General features: G+C 64.6%; 22 protein-coding genes and 1 pseudogene. 14 read left to right on the top strand and 9 right to left on the bottom strand.

The features are described from left to right. Positions 1-329 precede the first annotated feature (329 nt). The 3 genes from ACYG9Z_RS14260 to ACYG9Z_RS14250 all read left to right on the top strand — a co-directional run bounded on the left by ACYG9Z_RS14260 (position 330) and on the right by ACYG9Z_RS14250 (position 1402). On the top strand, positions 330-479 hold the full coding sequence (locus tag ACYG9Z_RS14260) for a hypothetical protein (protein ID WP_196813601.1): 150 nt from the start codon (positions 330-332) through the stop codon (positions 477-479). A gap of 179 nt (positions 480-658) precedes the next feature. Further along, on the top strand, positions 659-1084 hold the full coding sequence (locus ACYG9Z_RS14255) for a thiol-disulfide oxidoreductase DCC family protein (protein WP_031244149.1): 426 nt from the start codon (positions 659-661) through the stop codon (positions 1082-1084). Positions 1085-1147: 63 nt separating this feature from the next. Beyond that, positions 1148-1402, top strand: coding sequence for a hypothetical protein (locus ACYG9Z_RS14250; protein WP_023752381.1), 255 nt, complete (start codon positions 1148-1150; stop codon positions 1400-1402). Here ACYG9Z_RS14250 and ACYG9Z_RS14245 read toward each other — a convergent pair. Further along, on the bottom strand, positions 1365-1826 hold the full coding sequence (locus ACYG9Z_RS14245; protein WP_023687546.1) for a RidA family protein: 462 nt from the start codon (positions 1824-1826) through the stop codon (positions 1365-1367). The two genes, ACYG9Z_RS14250 and ACYG9Z_RS14245, sit on opposite strands and share 38 nt — an antisense overlap. 235 nt (positions 1827-2061) lie before the next feature. Between ACYG9Z_RS14245 and ACYG9Z_RS14240 the strand changes: the two genes are divergently transcribed. Together ACYG9Z_RS14240 and ACYG9Z_RS14235 are read left to right on the top strand one after the other, a co-directional pair. Then, the gene (locus ACYG9Z_RS14240) at positions 2062-2430 is read left to right on the top strand and encodes a YciI family protein (RefSeq protein ID WP_023681239.1); all 369 of its coding nucleotides are present in this window, start codon (positions 2062-2064) and stop codon (positions 2428-2430) included. A gap of 7 nt (positions 2431-2437) precedes the next feature. Continuing rightward, complete coding sequence (locus ACYG9Z_RS14235; RefSeq protein WP_460222830.1) at positions 2438-3682, top strand: RNA polymerase sigma factor; 1245 nt, start codon at positions 2438-2440, stop codon at positions 3680-3682. Between the two features lie 9 nt (positions 3683-3691). Here the strand turns inward: ACYG9Z_RS14235 and ACYG9Z_RS14230 are convergent, their stop codons facing one another. From ACYG9Z_RS14230 to ACYG9Z_RS14220, 3 genes are all read right to left on the bottom strand, one after another. Next, entirely contained in the window at positions 3692-4318 is a 627-nt protein-coding gene (locus ACYG9Z_RS14230) for a glutathione S-transferase family protein (RefSeq protein ID WP_023706962.1), read from the bottom strand. Positions 4319-4516: 198 nt separating this feature from the next. Beyond that, the gene (gene cysK / locus ACYG9Z_RS14225) at positions 4517-5491 is read right to left on the bottom strand and encodes a cysteine synthase A (protein WP_023752801.1); all 975 of its coding nucleotides are present in this window, start codon (positions 5489-5491) and stop codon (positions 4517-4519) included. Positions 5492-5670: 179 nt separating this feature from the next. Then, entirely contained in the window at positions 5671-6288 is a 618-nt protein-coding gene (locus ACYG9Z_RS14220; RefSeq protein WP_023672046.1) for a LysE family translocator, read from the bottom strand. A gap of 178 nt (positions 6289-6466) precedes the next feature. On the opposite strand from ACYG9Z_RS14220, the gene ACYG9Z_RS14215 reads away from it, so the two are divergent. Next, the gene (locus tag ACYG9Z_RS14215) at positions 6467-7369 is read left to right on the top strand and encodes a hypothetical protein (protein WP_023752802.1); all 903 of its coding nucleotides are present in this window, start codon (positions 6467-6469) and stop codon (positions 7367-7369) included. Between the two features lie 24 nt (positions 7370-7393). Here ACYG9Z_RS14215 and ACYG9Z_RS14210 read toward each other — a convergent pair whose 3' ends face one another. The 3 genes from ACYG9Z_RS14210 to hrcA form a co-directional block, all read right to left on the bottom strand. Then, complete coding sequence (locus ACYG9Z_RS14210) at positions 7394-8743, bottom strand: PQQ-dependent sugar dehydrogenase (RefSeq protein ID WP_023752803.1); 1350 nt, start codon at positions 8741-8743, stop codon at positions 7394-7396. Positions 8744-8849: 106 nt separating this feature from the next. Then, the gene (locus ACYG9Z_RS14205; RefSeq protein WP_023672050.1) at positions 8850-9050 is read right to left on the bottom strand and encodes a hypothetical protein; all 201 of its coding nucleotides are present in this window, start codon (positions 9048-9050) and stop codon (positions 8850-8852) included. A gap of 36 nt (positions 9051-9086) precedes the next feature. Then, positions 9087-10172 carry a heat-inducible transcriptional repressor HrcA gene (gene hrcA, locus ACYG9Z_RS14200; protein ID WP_023681233.1) on the bottom strand — a complete coding sequence of 362 codons (1086 nt, stop codon included), beginning with the start codon at positions 10170-10172 and terminating at the stop codon, positions 9087-9089. Between the two features lie 148 nt (positions 10173-10320). Here hrcA and rph point away from each other — a divergent pair, with 148 nt between their 5' ends. The 6 genes and pseudogenes from rph to ACYG9Z_RS14170 form a co-directional block, all read left to right on the top strand. Further along, positions 10321-11037, top strand: a complete 717-nt coding sequence (gene rph, locus ACYG9Z_RS14195) for a ribonuclease PH (protein WP_023672052.1) — start codon at positions 10321-10323, stop codon at positions 11035-11037. Positions 11038-11227: 190 nt separating this feature from the next. Next, positions 11228-11638 (top strand): VOC family protein, encoded by a 411-nt coding sequence (locus ACYG9Z_RS14190; RefSeq protein WP_023692947.1) that lies wholly within the window; start codon positions 11228-11230, stop codon positions 11636-11638. After that, entirely contained in the window at positions 11638-12285 is a 648-nt protein-coding gene (gene rdgB / locus ACYG9Z_RS14185; protein WP_023692946.1) for an RdgB/HAM1 family non-canonical purine NTP pyrophosphatase, read from the top strand. Before ACYG9Z_RS14190 ends, rdgB begins: the two co-directional genes overlap by 1 nt. Beyond that, complete coding sequence (gene hemW / locus ACYG9Z_RS14180; RefSeq protein ID WP_023752804.1) at positions 12285-13442, top strand: radical SAM family heme chaperone HemW; 1158 nt, start codon at positions 12285-12287, stop codon at positions 13440-13442. Before rdgB ends, hemW begins: the two co-directional genes overlap by 1 nt. A gap of 6 nt (positions 13443-13448) precedes the next feature. After that, positions 13449-13772: a low molecular weight protein tyrosine phosphatase family protein gene (locus ACYG9Z_RS14175; RefSeq protein WP_023702417.1), complete on the top strand. Its 324-nt coding sequence runs from the start codon at positions 13449-13451 to the stop codon at positions 13770-13772. Between the two features lie 190 nt (positions 13773-13962). Further along, positions 13963-14097, top strand: a pseudogene (locus tag ACYG9Z_RS14170) (EamA family transporter); the annotation flags it as partial. A 79-nt stretch (positions 14098-14176) separates the two neighbouring features. On the opposite strand, the gene ACYG9Z_RS14165 reads toward ACYG9Z_RS14170, so the two are convergent. Continuing rightward, positions 14177-14356: a hypothetical protein gene (locus ACYG9Z_RS14165; protein WP_023752805.1), complete on the bottom strand. Its 180-nt coding sequence runs from the start codon at positions 14354-14356 to the stop codon at positions 14177-14179. Positions 14357-14529: 173 nt separating this feature from the next. Between ACYG9Z_RS14165 and rsmI the strand changes: the two genes are divergently transcribed. Then, complete coding sequence (gene rsmI / locus ACYG9Z_RS14160) at positions 14530-15438, top strand: 16S rRNA (cytidine(1402)-2'-O)-methyltransferase (protein WP_023752806.1); 909 nt, start codon at positions 14530-14532, stop codon at positions 15436-15438. Beyond that, entirely contained in the window at positions 15431-15808 is a 378-nt protein-coding gene (locus ACYG9Z_RS14155) for a YraN family protein (protein WP_023698068.1), read from the top strand. Before rsmI ends, ACYG9Z_RS14155 begins: the two co-directional genes overlap by 8 nt. A gap of 176 nt (positions 15809-15984) precedes the next feature. Here ACYG9Z_RS14155 and ACYG9Z_RS14150 read toward each other — a convergent pair whose 3' ends face one another. Further along, entirely contained in the window at positions 15985-16791 is an 807-nt protein-coding gene (locus ACYG9Z_RS14150; RefSeq protein ID WP_023752807.1) for an undecaprenyl-diphosphate phosphatase, read from the bottom strand. Positions 16792-16960 lie beyond the last annotated feature (169 nt).

The following is a 16960-nucleotide window of genomic DNA, read 5'->3' as shown; positions in this document are numbered from 1 at the left end:
ATGCGGTTCAAGCGAGAACGGGCAAGGCCCGTTCCGGTTCCGGGCGCGCAACCAGGGGCGTTTCGGCAGCGAGAATGGGAATTTCGAGAGGCTCGCCAAATCTGAAACAGAACCGCGCTCAAGCGACATCCAGACGAAACATATGTGATGCAAAAGTCACAATGCCGGAAATGGCGACGAACCACACCGAAAGACCCCCAAACAGCCGCATTCCGGCCACGAAGCATGGGGTTTTCGACCAAAGATTAACATCGTGTTCACCGACTATTCACGCCTCGACGCTATGATCCCCGCAATCGGACGGGACATCCGAAAATCGGGACAGGGACTTGAGTAAAATGAAATTCTGGGGCCACATCGCCGGCTATGCCGCCGCCATCCGCGAGTTCATCGCGCCGACCTATCGACCGGAGCGCTACTACATGCGCGGCCCGGGTCCGGCCTGCGCCCGTCGCGGCAGCTCGCTCGGCGCGCACTGATCATGACGTTCGAAACGCGTCACGACAGCCGGATCTGCAGACCGGAGGCCGATCCCCGCGCAACCACCTATCGCGCCGAGCGCCCCGCGCTGGCCGCGAGAGGCCGTGCGACAACGCCGCGGCTTTGATCCCGCTGCCGGCGGGCTTAGTGTCTGAAGACACAAGCTGCCGGACGTCCCGTGACTTCTTCTCCTGAACCCTTCGATGCCAGCCAGCCATTCATCGTTTTCGACGGCGTCTGCGTGCTGTGCTCGGGCTTCGTACGCACGGTGGTCGGGCTCGACCGCAAAAACCGCTTCCGCTTCGCCACGGCGCAATCGCCCTTCGGCGAAGCGCTGTTCCAGAAATACGGGTTGCGCACCGACACCTACGAGACCAATCTGGTCCTTATCGGCGGCGCTCCCTTCATGCGGCTGGACAGTTTCATCGCGGTGATGGCCGAACTCGGCTGGCCGTGGCGGGCGGCGAAAGCGCTGCTGCTCATCCCGCGCCCCTTGCGTGACTGGCTCTACGAACGCATCGCCAAAAACCGCTACGCCATGTTCGGCCGCAAGGACAGTTGCGAGATCCTGTCCGCCGCGATACGTGCGCGCGTGATCGGCTAATCGCATGTCACCCAAAAGTGACCTCGGTTCTGGGAAAACGACATACGCAAAAAGAGCGGCGCGATGAGGCTTCTGGTCGTTGGCGGCTATGGCATTTTCGGCGGCCGCATCGTGCAATTGCTGGAGAGCGAGCCACGCCTGATCCTGCTCGTCGCCGGGCGCTCACTGGGCAAGGCCGAGGCCTGGTGCAAAACCCGCACCGGCGCGGCGGCGCCGCTCGTGCCGACGCGCTTCGATCGCAACGGCGACGTCGCGCAAGGCCGGCCTGTTCGTTCGCGCCTCAGTCCGGCAGCGCCGCGACGGCGACGATCTCGATGACGATGTCTGCCTGGGCAAGCGCTGCGACGCCGATTACCTCCGAAGGCGGCGGATTGTTGTCGCTACAATGCTTCGGACAATGCTCGGCGAAAAACGCGTCCAGCACGTCGAGACGAAAATTAGGCGAGCTGAGGACGCCGCCGTCGGGAAATGGCCCTTTGACGAAAAAGGTCAGCCTGATGAGATGGTCGAGCCCGCTGCCAAGTTCTTCCAGATCCGATTTGATGTTGCCGAGAACTTCCCGCCACTGCGCCGCGGCATCGCCGGCGAAGCCGCCACCCTTCTTGCCGGCCGGATCGTAGTCAGCCGATGTCGCGGTGTTGCCGCAGAGATAGACGGTGCCTTTCGCACCGCTGACGACCGTGCCTTTGCCCCATGGCATCAACCGGCCGTTCTTGAATTTCTTGTGGGTCACGAGTTCCATTCTCTTCTCCCATGCCTCGTGTGACGTGCCCGCCAACGACGGAGGATAGTGCTGTGCGGAGCCACGGCCAGTCCGCTGCCGGTCATCCGCCAGCAGACGGAGGAACATCTGGTCCTTGCGAAATCTCCTGGCGGAGGCGAAAGTTTTTTCTGAAGCCCGTCGAAATCGGCCGCCGCCGCGCGACATACGTCTGGCCCCGCTAGGACGCGGCCTTCGAAACCACGGGAGAAGACCCATGCGATACATGCTTTTGATCAACAGCGACGAAGCCGCGCAGGCGAACACGCCAATCGAGAAGGCTCAGCAGATGAGCGCAGCATATGCCGCCTATACCGAAGCGTTGAAGAAATCCGGCGCATGGCTCGCCGGCGAACGGTTGCGCCCGACCCAGGCGACCACCTCGGTGCGGATCACAGACGGCAAGACTAACGTGATCGACGGCCCCTATGCCGACACCAAGGAGCAGCTTGCCGGCTTCTACATGATCGAGGCGGCCGATATCGATACCGCCATCGACTGGGCGGCGCGCTGTCCGGCGGCGAGCGCCGGCACGGTCGAGTTGCGGCCGATCTGGGAAATGGCCGACTACATGCCCAAGAAATGACACCGTGATGGACAATCGCCCGGAGATCGCGCGGGCGGCGGCCGAAGCGGCCGCCCGGCAGAGTTACGGCAAGCTGGTCGCCTGGCTAGCGGCGCGCACCCGCGACGTGGCCGGCGCCGAGGACGCGCTGGCCGAGGCCTTCGCCGCGGCGCTGGAGCGCTGGCCACAGACCGGCGTGCCCGACAAGCCGGAAGCATGGCTGCTGGCCGTGGCGCGCCGGCGGCGCGTCGACGCGGTGCGCCGTCGGCTGACCAGCGAGGCGAGCCGCGACCATCTCAAGCTGATGGCCGAGGAGATGGAGGCGAGCATGGAAGACGAAGACCTTTCGGACGAACGTCTCAGGCTGATGTTTGCCTGTGCGCATCCGGCGATCGAAGCCAGCGTGCGGGCGCCGCTGATCCTGCAGACCATTCTGGGTTTCGACGCGGCGACGATCGCCTCGGCCTTCCTGGTTTCGCCGGCGACGATGGGCCAGCGTCTGGTGCGCGCCAAGAGCCGCATCCGCGAGATCGGCATTCCGTTCCGCGTGCCGGATCGCGCCGAACTCGGCGAGCGGCTGGGAACGGTGCTGGAAGCGATCTACGCGGCTTTCGCCGAAGGCTGGACCGACCCGGCAGGGACCGAGACGAGAGCGCGCAATCTGGCGACCGAAGGCATCTGGCTCGGGCGGCTGGTGGCATCGCTGATGCCGGACGAACCGGAAGCGCTCGGCCTGCTGGCGCTGATGCTGTTTGCCGAGGCGCGCCGCCCGGCGCGGCGCGATGCGGCTGGAGATTATGTGCCGCTCGCCGGCCAGGATTGCCGTCTTTGGGATCACGCGCTGATCGACGAAGCCGAGGCGCTGCTGGGCCACGCCGCCACCATGGGCGTCATCGGCCGCTACCAGCTCGAAGCGGCGGTACAATCGGTGCATGCGACGCGGCGACGGACCGGCCAAACCGATTGGGCGGCGATCCGTAACTTCTACGATGCGCTGTCGGCGATATCAGGCTCGCCGGTGATTTCGATCAACCGCGCCGTGGCGATTGCCGAGGCCGAAGGGGCGGCGGCAGGACTGGCGGCGCTCTACGTGCTGGGCGACGACAAGCGGCTCAACGACTATCAGCCCTATTGGGCCGCTCGCGCCGGCCTGCTGGCCAGGCTCGGCAATGCGGCGCAAGCGGTCGAAGCCTATGACCGGGCGATCGGCCTTGAACGCGACCCCGCCGTGCGCCGCTTCCTGCAGGCGAAACGGGCGATCCTGCGAAATTGAAGCGTCCGTTCAGGCCGGCCACATTTCATGCGTGGTGTTGAGCCGTTTCATCAGCGGATGCGCGCGCAGCGCCGACCATAAGCGTTCGATGTTCGGCCAGTCGGCTCGCGCCTTGTCCATATCGGGGTGCCAGGCCACCAGCATGACGAGGTAGATGTCGGCCAGCGACATCGCGTCGCCGACCAGCCAGCCGCGCCCCTCGAGGGCTGCATCGACAATGGCGAAGCCGCGGTCCATCTCGGCAATGGCTGCCTGCTTGACGGCTTTCTTGCCGTCGGCATCGGTGGTGTAGCGATGGGCATAGTAGAGGCGCAGGATGGCGGGGTAGAGCACCGATGACATGAACGCCATCCAGCGCAGGAAACCGGCGCGATCCGGCGATCCGGCGGCCGGCGCCAGACCCGCCTCCGGATGGCGCTCGGCAAGCAGGATGCAGATCGCCGCCGATTCGGTTATCGATTGACCGTTGGGCAAGGTCAGCACCGGAACCTGGTTCAACGGGCTGATGTCGAGGAAAGCCGGGTCCGGCGGATCCTTCTTGGGCACATCGATCTGGTCGAATTGCGCGTTTGCCAGCGCCAATGCGGCCTCGACGACGAAACCGCCACTGCCTGGGCGTGTGTAAAGCTTGTACATGTGATTCTCCCCCTGCCCGCGCGAAGCAGGCCGGGGCGATTTGACCCTGAAGCCGCCTCCCGCTCAAGCCGGTGGCGGACGCCACAGCCGGGTTTTCTGCGGTCCAGCCATGAGACTTCCGATGTCGGAGGGACAGCACCCCCCGATGCCCGGCAGGCGGAGGGGGGTGCGAAGGATCGCCGCTATCCCGTTGAGACGTTAAGCGCCCAGCCCGTCGAACAGGATCGTCGACAGATAGCGCTCGGCGAAGGACGGGATGATCACCACAAGGTTCTTGCCCTTGTTCTCCGGCCGCGAGCCGACGACGATCGCCGCTTGCAGGGCGGCGCCCGACGAGATGCCGACCGGCACGCCTTCGAGGCGGGCGACGAGGCGGGCGTTGGCGACCGAATCCTCGTTGGAGACCTTGACGATCTCGTCATAGATCGAAGTGTCGAGGATCTTTGGCGCAAAGCCGGCGCCGATGCCCTGGATCTTGTGCGGGCCGGGCTGGCCGCCCGACAGCACCGGCGAGGCCTCCGGCTCGACGGCGACGACATGCACCGAGGGCTTGCGTTGCTTCAGCACCTGGCCGACGCCGGTGATGGTGCCGCCGGTACCGATGCCGGCGACGAAGATGTCGACCCCGCCATCGGTGTCGTTCCAGATCTCCTCGGCGGTGGTGCGGCGGTGGATCTCCGGATTAGCCGGGTTTTCGAACTGCTGCGGGATGACGGCGTCAGGCAGGGTGGCGGCCAGCTCGTCCGCCTTGGCGATGGCGCCCTTCATGCCTTTCGGCCCTTCGGTCAGCACCAGTTCGGCGCCGAGCAGCGCCAGCATCTTGCGGCGCTCCACCGACATGGTTTCGGGCATGGTCAGGATCAGCTTGTAGCCCTTGGCGGCGGCGGCGAAGGCGAGCGCGATGCCGGTATTCCCCGAGGTCGGCTCGATCAGCGTCGTCTTGCCGGGTTTGATCCGGCCCGACGCTTCCAGCGCCTCGATCATGGAAACGCCGATGCGGTCCTTGACCGAGGCGATCGGATTGAAGAATTCGAGCTTGGCAAGAAGGTTGGCAACGACGCCCTTCTCCTTGGCGAACTTGTCGAGCCGCACCAGCGGCGTGTCGCCGATCGTCTCGGTGATCGAGTTGTAGACACGGCCGCGGCCGGGCGCGCGCGCGGAAGGCTTGTTCATTGGTTTCGCTCCCAAATCAGATCAGGCAATTGGCGTCGGCGGACAGAATAGGGCTTTCGCCCGCGCAAGATAGGCTGCCGGCCGAAAATATCGAGTGGGCCGCTTGCTGAAAACGCTTGTCTCCTCAAGCCGCATTTTCCGGATGGACCGATCGGCGGAATGGATGGGCCTGAACCGATCTACTGACGTGCGGCAATGGCAGCGGCCGCGCCCACCATGAAGCCGGCGGCGGTGCGGTTCAGCGCCTTCAGCGCGCGTGGCGATTTCAGGAACCAGCGCGCCTTGGCGGCCAGCGCCAGATAGGGCACAAGCACCACGAAGAGCACGATAACGGTGAGCGCGACCAGGATGCCGTAGTCGGCGAGCGTGATGGTCTTCAGGTCGACGATGGTCGGCGTGATGGCGAGGTAGAAGATCATCGTCTTCGGGTTGCCCAGCGTGACGGTGAGGCCGGCAAGGAAGCTCGATACCAGGCCGCCCTTGCCTTTCCTGGCCTCGACAGTCTCGGGCGTGATCCCGGCCGTCCAGAAACGCCAGCCGAGAAAGGCGAGATAGGAGACGCCCAGCCATTTGATGGCGAGAAACACCATGCCGAAGCTTTGCGCGACAAAGGCAAGGCCGAGCACCACCGCGGTGAGATAAATGAGGTCGCCGAGCATCAGGCCGAACGACATCGCCAGCGATGAGCGGAAGCCGGATCCGAGCGCCCGCGCCACAAGCGCGGTGACGCCGGGCCCGGGAATGGCGGCGGCGATGCCCAGCGCAGCACTATAGGCAAGGAAGCCGGTGAGGGTCATGACGGTCGCACCTCGTGAAACGACTCTGATGCCATGAAAGCCTGCAACGGCAAAACGGATTCGATTGCGCCAAGCAGGGCATGAAAGCCGGTCATCCTCGCCTGAAAGCGAGAGATGGTTCACTTACGCCCCGAAGGCGGTCGGCTATCTCGCATGGCTCCGAACGGCAGGAGCACCCATGTTAGCCAAAAGACTTCACATCCAGCTCATGAAGTGGATGCCCAACAACTATTCCGAAGCACGCGGTCACGTCCACGAGCTGGAATGGTATCTGTGGTTCGAGGGGCGTCAGGCTTTCAGCCTGTTCGACAAGGGCGATAGCGATGTCGTTCCGCAGACTGGATATTTTACCGACAGCCGGAACCCCGCCTACCCCGTTCGTCCGATGATCTATCCGCTGGTCGTCAACAACCGCTTCAAGGTGCGGCTGGTGGCGATCGAGCGTGACGGACCGCAAAAGATAGACCCCGACGACACCGCCAAAGGCGAATTCTACATCGACCTCGACACCAAATATCCGCCGGTCTCGGACTGGCGCATCATTGCTGCCGATCCGCGCAATACCGACCTCAACGTGGAAGCGTCGTTCCAGCTGCAATGGCTGGATTATGTCGATACCGCCGAGATTGCCGAGGATGGCCCGCCACGCATCATCGACAAGTCCAATTATCCCTATCCCTGGGGCGCCAATGTGATGGTGTTCGAGCACTGGCTCGGGCTTGGCCGCAAGGCGCCGCTCAAACTCATCGACCCGAACCGCGCATCGCGCCGCGAATACTGGATGATCAATGGCAATGCGGCCCGGCGCATGGTGCAGGACCTCTATCGCTTCCACATCAACCAACTGGGCGTCGCCAACGACACCATCAGCAGTGTTTACGTGCCGAAGCTCAATGCCGGCCACGTCACGGTGAGCCTTTACGAGCACGATTTCAGCGACAGCCGCTTCGCGCAAGGGGCGAAGAAGTCCTTCGGCTCGGTCGGGCTCTTCAATCTCAGGGATACCGGTTTTGATGACCGCGTCTCATCGGCCGAGGTGATCCATACCTATCCCAAGGTGATCCATCGGGACGTGCATTAGGGCCGGATTGCGCTGTTCGCCGGCTCAGGATGGGCCATCGACATGGGTGATGCGCCAGATGGTGCCGTTGCCATCCTCGGTGACGATAAGCGCGCCGTCCTTGGCCACCGCGACGCCGACCGGCCGGCCCCAGACGGCGTCGTCGGAGAGGACGAAGCCGGTGATGAAATCCTGGTACTCGCCGGTCGGCTTGCCGTCGCTGAATCTCAGCCGCACCACCTTGTAGCCGGTCCTCATACCACGGTTCCAGGAGCCGTGCAGGGCGACGAAGGCGTCACCCTTGTACTCTGCCGGGAAATTGCCGCCGTCATAGAAGGCGATGTTGAGCGGCGCCGAATGCGCCTGCATCAGCACGTCGGGCACGGTGACCGAGCCGGCGAGGTCTGGGCGCGCGCCCTCGTGACGCGGGTCCTCGTTGGCGCCGATATAATACCAGGGCCAGCCATAGAAGGCGCCGTCCTTGACTGAGGTGGCATATTCGAACGGCACATCGTCGCCGAGACCGTCGCGCTCGTTGACGACACACCACAGCGCGCCGGTGGCCGGCTGCACGGTCATGCCCGAGCAATTGCGCAGGCCGGTAGCGAGGATGCGGCCATTCTTGCCGTCGGGGCCGAAGGCCAGCACGTCGGCACGGCCATCCTCGGAACCCCAGGTGGCGCCGAGTGGCTGTGATTTTGCCCAGGCGTCAAGGCCGCCCTTCGGTGCCTTCTGCATGCCCTCCGCGACGTTCGATCCGGAGCCGACCGAGAGATACAGCGTCTTCCCGTCCGGCGAGAAGGCGATATCGCGGGTCCAGTGGCCGCCGGTAGGGATGTCGGAGACAATCGTCTCCGGTTCGCCGGAGGCTTTAAGGTCGCCGTCGCGATAGGCGTAGCGGACCACGCTGTCGTTGTTGGCGACGTAGACCCATTGCGGCTTGTCGCCATGCGGGTAGAAGGCGATGCCATAGGGCTGGTTTAGATTGTCGGCAAAAATGCCCTCTTCGGCCGGCTTCGCGCTACCCTTGGCCAGCCGATAGACGCGGATCTGGTTGGCGTCACTGTCGGCGACGAACAGGTCGCCGTTCGGCGCCACGCGCACGACCCGCGGATTGGAAATGCCGGAAGCAACCAGTTCGGCCGAAAACCCAGGCGGCAGGACGGGCTTCGCGCCCTCGGGCCGATCGCCGAGGCCGGCGCTGTTGGAGGCGGATCCGGTGATGTTGGGTCTTTTCAGATCATCCGGCCTAATCAGCCGGCGCACACCTGGCTTGTCGGCCTTCCAGTCGCCGAAAGCGTCCTTGCCGGTCAGCAGCAGTTGATCAGCCTGCTGGGCGAAGGCGCTGGTGGCCAGAAGCAGGGCAAGGCCTGCGAAGCCGGCAATCCGGATCATGCTGTTCTCCTCGAACTCGCGCCGGTCGGCGCGTCACGACAAGGGAGATATTGTGCGGCCGCCGCAAAAGAGAAGCGTGCGCGCGCAGATTCGACGAGAGAACCGCTCAACTTTCCTCTTCGACGTCGAGATCGTCGTCGAGACGCTTTTCCAATGCGACGAGATCTTCCGGCAGCGGCAAGCCCATGGCGCGCATTTCGCGCAGTTTTTCGCGCAGCTGCTCCTGGATTTCGTGCTCGTCCTCCGGCTGGTTGACCATTTCTTCGAGCAGCATGCTGATCTGGGCCTTGAACGATTCAAGCGCCATTCTGCGCCCTCCTTTACGGTGATCCCGGCTTCGGAATTATCTTAACATCCGGGTAATCAATTGGGCCGTGTAGTCGACCATCGGCACGATGCGGGCATAATTCAGCCTGGTCGGGCCGATGACGCCGAGCGCGCCGACGACGCGGGCGTCCTTGTCGCGGTAAGGTGCCACGACCAGCGACGAGCCGGAGAGCGAGAACAGCTTGTTTTCCGAGCCGATGAAGATCCGCACGCCGGGGCCGTCCTCGGCGAGGTCGAGCAGCTGGATCAGCCCGTCCTGCGTCTCCAGATCCTCGAACAGGTGGCGCAGCAATTCGATATCGGCCTGGGCGGTGACGTTTTCGAGTAAATTGGCGCGGCCGCGCACGATAAGGCGCGCCGGCAGGCCGCTGTCGGCGCCGGCCCACACCGCCAGGCCTTTCTCGACCAGGTCCTGCGACAACGTGTCCAGCGCTGCCCTGGTCTCGTCCTTGATGCGGGCGATCTCGATGCGCGCCTCGGCGAGCGTGCGGCCCCTGATATGGGCGTTGAGGAAGTTGGAGGCCTCGTGCAGCTGCGAGACGGTGATGCCGGCCGGCAGGTCGACGACGCGGTTCTCGACATCGCCATTCTGCGACACCATCACCGCCAGCGCCTTGGTCGGCTCGAGCTGGATGAACTCGATGTGCTTCAGCGCCACCTCGTTCTTGGTGGCGAGCACCAGGCCGGCGCCGCGCGACATGCCCGACAGCATCTGGCTGGCCTCGGTCAGCATGTGTTCCAGCGTCGCGCCCGAGCCGGAGGCGCGCACCTGCGCCTCGATGACCCGGCGTTCCTCGTCGGAGAGATCGCCAAGCTCCATGAAGGCATCGACGAAGAAGCGCAGGCCGGTCTGGGTCGGCAGGCGCCCGGCCGAGATGTGCGGGGCATAGATCAGGCCGAGATGCTCGAGGTCGCTCATCACGTTGCGGATGGTGGCCGGCGACAGCGACGACGGCAGGATGCGCGACAGGCTGCGCGATCCCACAGGCTCACCGTCCTTCAAATAGGATTCGACGATGCGCCTAAAAATGTCGCGCGAACGCATGTCGAGCGATTGCAGCGCGGGCGCCAGCAGACTGGGTTCGGTGACTGCCTTGGTCATTCGAGCCAAAAACCTCCGGCCCAAGGATATAGACTTCCATCGCTCCCGCGCAACCCGGCGTCTATATGGGGCCTTTTCCTTTGCGCCATGGGCTGCATGCGTCTACAAGCCGCCGACGCAACCGTAAAAAGAACAGAAAGAGGCCTCGATGCGCCCTTCCAAACGCCAAGCCGACGAAATGCGCGCCATCTCCTTCGAGCGCGGCGTCTCCAAACACGCCGAGGGCTCGTGCCTGGTGAAATTCGGCGACACGCATGTGTTGTGCACGGCGAGCCTGGAGGAAAAGGTGCCGGGCTGGATGCGCAATTCCGGCAAGGGCTGGGTGACGGCGGAATACGGCATGCTGCCGCGTTCGACCGGCGAGCGCATGCGCCGTGAAGCCTCGGCCGGCAAGCAAGGCGGCCGCACGCTGGAAATCCAGCGGCTGATCGGCCGCTCCTTGCGCGCCGTTGTCGACCTGCAGGCACTGGGCGAACAGCAGATCACCGTCGACTGCGACGTCATCCAGGCCGATGGCGGCACCCGCACGGCCTCGATCACCGGCGGCTGGGTGGCGCTCTACGATTGCCTGCGCTGGATGGAAGCGCGGCAGATGGCCAGTGTTGCCAAGGTGCTGAAGGACCATGTCGCGGCAATTTCCTGCGGCATCCATGACGGCCAGCCGGTCATCGACCTCGACTACATCGAGGATTCATCTGCCGGCACCGACGCCAATTTCGTCATGACCGGCAAGGGCGGCATCGTCGAGATCCAGGGCACCGCCGAGGGCGAGCCGTTCTCGGAAGGGCAGTTCGCGGAGTTGATGGGCCTGGCAAAGAAGGGCATTCAGCGGCTGGTGAGCTTGCAGCAGATGGCTGTGGCCTGATTGAATTTAACGTGATGACGTCAGCGATCCTTCACACCCCCCTCTGGCCTGCCGGCCATCTCCCCCGCAAGGGGGGAGATCAGAGGTCGCTACCGTTTTCGCCAACCATCAACGTTGAGACGCCGCCAGCGGAACTGCCAATCTCCCCCCTTGCGGGGGGGATGCCCGGCAGGGCAGAGGGGGGTGCCTGATGCAACCCTCCGCTATTCTTGAGTCAGCGCTTTACGTCACGGATCTCGCCGCTGCCGAAGCCTTCTACTCCAACGTCCTCGGCCTCCCTCTCCTCGGCAAGGTCGACGGCCGCCATCTCTTCTTCCGCTGCGGCCCGGGCGTGCTGCTCATCTTCAACGCCGAAGCCACCAAAATCCCGCCGGCGCCCGATGCGCGGCTGAAAGTGCCGCCGCATGGCACGGTCGGCGAGGGCCATCTCTGCTTTGCCGCAAGTGAGGATGAACTCGCACAGTGGAAGGCGCAACTTGAGGCGAAAAACATCGCCATCGAAAGCGAATTCGAATGGCCGCAGGGCGGGCGCTCGATCTACATACGCGACCCCTCGGGCAATTCGATCGAATTCGCCGAGCCAAGGATCTGGGGCCTTTGATGCATTCTCTCGATGGAAAGAAGATCGTCGTTGCCAGCCACAATGAAGGCAAGCTGCGCGAATTCGCCGATTTGATGGGTCCGTTCGGCTTCGAGGCGAAGTCGGCCAAGGACTACGGCCTGCCGGAACCGGAGGAGACCGGCACCACCTTCGAGGAAAACGCCTACATCAAGGCCTTCGCCGCGGCTAAGGCGACCGGCCTGCCGGCGCTGTCGGACGATTCGGGCCTGTGCGTCGACGCGCTCGACGGCGCCCCCGGCGTCTACACCGCCAATTGGGCCGAAGCTCCCGATGGCAGCCGCGACTTCGGGATGGCCATGCAGCGCACCGAAGTGGCCTTGCAGGAGGTCGGCGCCGCCAAGCCAGCGCAGCGCAAGGGGCGGTTCGTCGCCGTCATCTGCCTGGCCTTCCCCAATGGCGAGGCTGAATATTATCGCGGCGAAGCTGAGGGAACGCTGGTGTGGCCGCCGCGCGGCGAACTGGGCTTCGGCTACGACCCGGTGTTTTTGCCCGACGGTTTCGACAAGACGTTCGGCGAGATGAGCGCTGAGGAAAAACACGGCTGGAAGCCCGGTCAGCCGACGGCGCTGTCGCACCGCGCCCGCGCCTTCCAGAAATTCGCCCGCGCCAGGTTAGGCTCAGCTTAATGTCGCTGGACCGCAGCCCGGGCTTCGGGGTCTACATCCATTGGCCGTTCTGCGCCGCCAAATGCCCGTATTGCGACTTCAACAGCCATGTCCGTCACCAGCCGGTCGACCAGGAGCGCTTTGCCCGCGCCTTCGAGAACGAGCTGAAGACCATGAGCGAGCGGACCGGGCCGCGCGAAGTGACCAGTATCTTTCTCGGCGGCGGCACACCGTCGCTGATGCAGCCGCAGACGGTGGCGGCGGTGCTGGACGCCGTGGCGAAGAACTGGACGGTGCCCGACGGCATCGAGGTGACGCTGGAAGCCAATCCGTCCTCGGTCGAGGCCGAGCGATTTGGCGGCTACCGCGCCGCCGGCGTCAACCGTGTGTCGCTCGGCGTGCAGGCGCTGAACGACAAGGATCTGCGCTTCCTCGGCCGGCTGCACAATGTCGACGAGGCGCTGCATGCAATTGGCCTGGCACGGGACATATTCCCAAGACTTTCCTTCGACCTGATCTACGCCCGCCCCGGCCAGACGCTGGACGACTGGCAGGTGGAGCTCGAACAGGCGATCAGCCATGCCGCCGACCATCTGTCGCTCTACCAGCTGACCATCGAGGAAGGCACGCCGTTCCATGCGCTGCATGCGGCGCACAAGTTTACCGTTCCCGACAATGACCGGGCCGCCGATCTCTATGCGCTGACTCAGGAGGTCACCGCGGCGCATGGCCTGCCGGCCTATGAGATTTCCAACCACGCCAGGCCGGGCGCCGAGAGCCGGCACAATCTGACCTATTGGCGGTATGGCGAATATGTCGGCGTCGGACCGGGCGCGCATGGCCGCTTTATCGAGAACGGCCACCGTGTTGTGACGATCGCCGAGCGGATGCCGGAGACCTGGGCCAATCTGGTGGAGGCCAGGGGCCATGGCGTCACCGGCGGCGAGATCCTGACGCGCTCCGAAGAGGCCGACGAGTTCCTGCTGATGGGGCTGAGGTTGGCCGAAGGCATCGACCTTTCCCGCTACGAGGCGTTTTCCGGGCGCGGCCTGTCGAGCGCCCGGCTGACCGTGCTGCAGGATGAGGGGCTGGTGGCGCCGATCGGCAATGCCAGGCTACGCGCCACGCCAGCCGGCATGATCGTGCTCGATGCCGTGGTGGCGGATTTGGCGCGGTAGATCGCGATGAAGAACGTGCTGTTCGTCTGCAGCCAGAACCGCTTGCGCAGCCCGACCGCCGAGCAGGTGTTCTCCAAACGTAGGGATATCGAGGTCGCGTCGGCCGGCACCAACCACGACGCCCACACGCCGCTGACGCATGAGCTGGTCGCCTGGGCCGACATCGTCTTCGTGATGGAAAAGGCGCACCGCACCAAGCTGCAGAAGAAATTCAAGGAGAGCCTGAAGAAGGCCCGCGTCATCTGCCTCGACATCCCGGATGATTACGGATTCATGGATCCGGAGTTGGTGCGATTGCTGGAGGTGAGGGTGACGCGATACCTAGGCTGACTGATGTGGTTGGGGCGTTCCACGCCCGCGTTCGCCATCCTCGGGCTTCACCCGGGATTCATGCCGCGAGGTTAAGGCGCTGCAGCGGTTCAGAATTCTGCGCCGCTGCATCCTTCGGCAGAGGTCACGGAATGGATCATAGGGTCTGCGCCGCGTCACTTCGCTCCTTGCTTCGCCCTAGGATGACGATGTTGCACCGATCGACAAACTAAGCGTCGTGCTTGAAGCGGCGCTTGCCGCGGTGTTTCTCGGCATGCGCCTCTCCGGTCCGGGCCGGCTTGGCGTCGCTCTTGTCCCGGCGGACGCTGTTCTGGTCGTTCATCGGATGCGGCGGCGCGCCTTCGCGGGCGCTCTTCGTTTCAAGACGGGTGATGAAGATATCGAAACGATTGGGCATCGTACGGTCAGTGCTCCGTCGTGCTGTCCGGTTTGTTGTCCGAAAGCCTGACATTCGTCGGCAAGGCGGTGGCCGCCCGACTGGCCAGGTCGCTTTCGGCGAGCGCACGCTTGCCCTTTCGCGCAGTGAAGCGCTTGCGCTCGGCATAGTAGGGCTCGAAAACGTCCTGCAATTCCAGGCTGTCCATCCTGTCCTCCTCCTCAAGAGACTCAGGTATTCAATCCGCCAGCCACGCTTTCGTTCCCCACTGTGGCAAAGACATGGCCGCCGGGTTACATCGGCGTCAGGTTTGGCTCGATGTTCGGGAGTTTTGCAACCCGGCGCGCGCCGTGCCAAACAGGGCGAAATGGAGAGACCCCGGTGACCGGCGAGAAGCGCAGCTATGTGATCGGGCAGACCGAGATCGCGGTCCGGTCGCTGGCGCCGGCGCTGTATCTGGTGGCGACGCCGATCGGCAACCTCTCCGACATCACGCTGCGCGCGCTGGAGACGCTCGCCGCCGCCGACATCGTCGCCTGCGAGGACACTCGCGTCTCGCGCGTGTTGCTCGATCGCTACGGCATCCGGCGGCGCACCACCGCTTATCACGAGCACAATGCCGGCGAGGCCGGGCCGAAGCTGATCGCGGCACTCGAGGCCGGGCAGAGCGTGGCGCTGATTTCGGATGCCGGCACGCCGCTGATCTCCGACCCAGGCTACCGGCTGGTCGGCGAAGCGCTGGAGCGCGGCCTGCGCGTGGTGCCGATCCCCGGCCCATCGGCGCCGCTGGCGGCGCTGACGGCGTCGGGCCTGCCGTCCGACGCCTTCCTGTTTGCCGGGTTTCTGCCGGTGAAATCAGGGCAGCGGATGACAAAGCTGGAAACGTTCAGGGCGGTGCCGGCAACGCTGATCTTCTTCGAGTCGCCACGCCGGCTGGCCGAAACGCTGGTCGCCATGGTCGAGGCGTTGGGCGGCGCGCGCAAGGCCGCCATCGGCCGCGAGCTGACCAAGACTTTCGAAGAGATGCGGACGGGAACGCTGCAGGCGCTGGCCGATCATTATGCGGCGGCCGATACGCCGAAGGGCGAAATCGTCATCTGCGTCGGGCCCGCCGAGATCAAGGCCGACCAACCCGCCGACATCGACAGGCTGCTGCTGTCGCTGGCCGCCGAAATGCCGGCGTCCAAGGCGGCGGCGGAGGCGGCGAAGATGACCGGCGGGCAGAAGCAGGCGCTTTACCGGCGGCTGCTGGAACTCAGGGATGCGGTTGGAGAAGGCGAAGGTGGCTGAGCGCCCGGCCGCCAGCCGCCAAAAAGCCTATCGGCGCGGCCATCGCGGCGAGTGGCTGGCGGCAGCGGCGCTGATGCTGAAAGGTTATCGCATCCTCGCCCGCCGGCATCGCACCCGCTTCGGCGAGATCGACCTGATCGCCAGGCGCGGCGACCTGGTGCTGTTCGTCGAGGTCAAGGCGCGGCGCACGCTGATGGAAGCGATGGAGGCGATCGGCCACGAATCGGAGCGCCGCATCGAGGGCGCCGCCGACATCTGGCTGTCGCGGCAGCCGGACTACGGCAGATTGTCGATGCGCTTCGACATGATCGCGGTGCTGCCCTGGCGCTGGCCGGTGCATGTCGAGAACGCGTTTTTTGGGAGGAGTTAGCGGCCTTTACCCTCCCCCTTGTGGGGAGGGTCGGTGAGCAAGCGACCCGAAGCGTCGTTGGCGAAACGGGGCGGGGGCGTGGCGCCCCCACCCCGATCCGCTTTGCAGATCGACTGACCGGGGCGAGCCGCCTGTCTCGCCCGTCCTTCGGACCCCCACAAGGGGGAGGGTAAAGCTCACCCCCAAATGAAAAGCGCCACCAACCCAACCGCTCCCACCACCAGGCGCCACCAGCCGAACAGCGAATAGCCGTTGCGCGAGACGTAATCGAGCAGGAAGCGGACGACGATCAGCGCGGTAAGGAAGGCGGCGATGAAGCCGATAGCGATGATCGGCAGGTCGGCGCTGCTCAGCACGTTGCGGTTCTTGAACAGATCGAAGGCGAAGGCGCCGACCATGGTCGGGATGGCGAGGAAGAAGGAGAATTCCGCCGCCGCGCGCTTGTCGACGCCCAGCAGCAGCGCGCCGACGATGGTCGAGCCGGAGCGCGACGTGCCGGGGATCAGCGACAGGCACTGGAACAGGCCGATCTGCAGGTAAAGCCTTGTCGGGAAGCGCTCGACGTCACGGTAGACCGGCTGCAGCTTCATGCGGTCGACGACCAAGAGCACGACGCCGCCGATGATCAGCATGATGCAGATCAGCCTTGGCGATTCGAACAGCACCGTCTTGATGAAATCATGCGCCAGCGCGCCGATGATGGCGGCCGGCAGGAAGGCAATCAGGATGCCGAGGACGAAATGCCGCGTCAGCCGGTCATGCGGCAGGTCGAGCAGCATCTGCCACAGGCGGCGGAAATAGACGCTGAGGATCGCCAGGATGGCGCCCAGCTGGATCAGGATCTCGAACGCCTTGCCGGTGGAATGGAAGCCGAGGAAATGGCCGGCGAGCAGGATATGGCCGGTCGAGGAGACCGGGATGAACTCGGTCAGCCCCTCCAGCAGGCCGAGCAGCAGGGCTTCGACAATGGTATGGCTATCCATATGGCAACCTCGGCATTCAAGGGACGGAAGGAAACGGCTGGCAAAAGGGCTTGCTTGTCACGGCGCGGAAGTCCCCCTATAGGTCGCAGCACCGTGACGGCCGCATGACGGGCCGCCAAGACTTACCGGTGCGGACGGCGATTCGCCAGTGCGCCTTAATATCGCGGAA

Source organism: Mesorhizobium sp. RSR380A, assembly GCF_054719385.1.
The sequence above is the reverse complement of the archived record's forward strand: the minus strand, read 5'-3'. Positions and strand labels throughout refer to the sequence as shown.

Coding starts and splice junctions, on each gene's coding strand:
- ACYG9Z_RS14235 (WP_460222830.1), top strand. CDS start 2,438: ATGGACAATCGCCCGGAGATCGCGCGGGCGGCGGCCGAAGCGGCCGCC.
- ACYG9Z_RS14205 (WP_023672050.1), bottom strand. CDS start 9,050: ATGGCGCTTGAATCGTTCAAGGCCCAGATCAGCATGCTGCTCGAAGAA.
- rph (WP_023672052.1), top strand. CDS start 10,321: ATGCGCCCTTCCAAACGCCAAGCCGACGAAATGCGCGCCATCTCCTTC.
- ACYG9Z_RS14220 (WP_023672046.1), bottom strand. CDS start 6,288: ATGACCCTCACCGGCTTCCTTGCCTATAGTGCTGCGCTGGGCATCGCC.
- ACYG9Z_RS14165 (WP_023752805.1), bottom strand. CDS start 14,356: ATGGACAGCCTGGAATTGCAGGACGTTTTCGAGCCCTACTATGCCGAG.
- ACYG9Z_RS14210 (WP_023752803.1), bottom strand. CDS start 8,743: ATGATCCGGATTGCCGGCTTCGCAGGCCTTGCCCTGCTTCTGGCCACC.
- ACYG9Z_RS14230 (WP_023706962.1), bottom strand. CDS start 4,318: ATGTACAAGCTTTACACACGCCCAGGCAGTGGCGGTTTCGTCGTCGAG.
- hemW (WP_023752804.1), top strand. CDS start 12,285: ATGTCGCTGGACCGCAGCCCGGGCTTCGGGGTCTACATCCATTGGCCG.
- ACYG9Z_RS14240 (WP_023681239.1), top strand. CDS start 2,062: ATGCGATACATGCTTTTGATCAACAGCGACGAAGCCGCGCAGGCGAAC.
- ACYG9Z_RS14215 (WP_023752802.1), top strand. CDS start 6,467: ATGTTAGCCAAAAGACTTCACATCCAGCTCATGAAGTGGATGCCCAAC.
- hrcA (WP_023681233.1), bottom strand. CDS start 10,172: ATGACCAAGGCAGTCACCGAACCCAGTCTGCTGGCGCCCGCGCTGCAA.
- cysK (WP_023752801.1), bottom strand. CDS start 5,491: ATGAACAAGCCTTCCGCGCGCGCGCCCGGCCGCGGCCGTGTCTACAAC.
- ACYG9Z_RS14250 (WP_023752381.1), top strand. CDS start 1,148: ATGAGGCTTCTGGTCGTTGGCGGCTATGGCATTTTCGGCGGCCGCATC.
- ACYG9Z_RS14175 (WP_023702417.1), top strand. CDS start 13,449: ATGAAGAACGTGCTGTTCGTCTGCAGCCAGAACCGCTTGCGCAGCCCG.
- rdgB (WP_023692946.1), top strand. CDS start 11,638: ATGCATTCTCTCGATGGAAAGAAGATCGTCGTTGCCAGCCACAATGAA.
- ACYG9Z_RS14150 (WP_023752807.1), bottom strand. CDS start 16,791: ATGGATAGCCATACCATTGTCGAAGCCCTGCTGCTCGGCCTGCTGGAG.
- ACYG9Z_RS14190 (WP_023692947.1), top strand. CDS start 11,228: ATGCAACCCTCCGCTATTCTTGAGTCAGCGCTTTACGTCACGGATCTC.
- ACYG9Z_RS14245 (WP_023687546.1), bottom strand. CDS start 1,826: ATGGAACTCGTGACCCACAAGAAATTCAAGAACGGCCGGTTGATGCCA.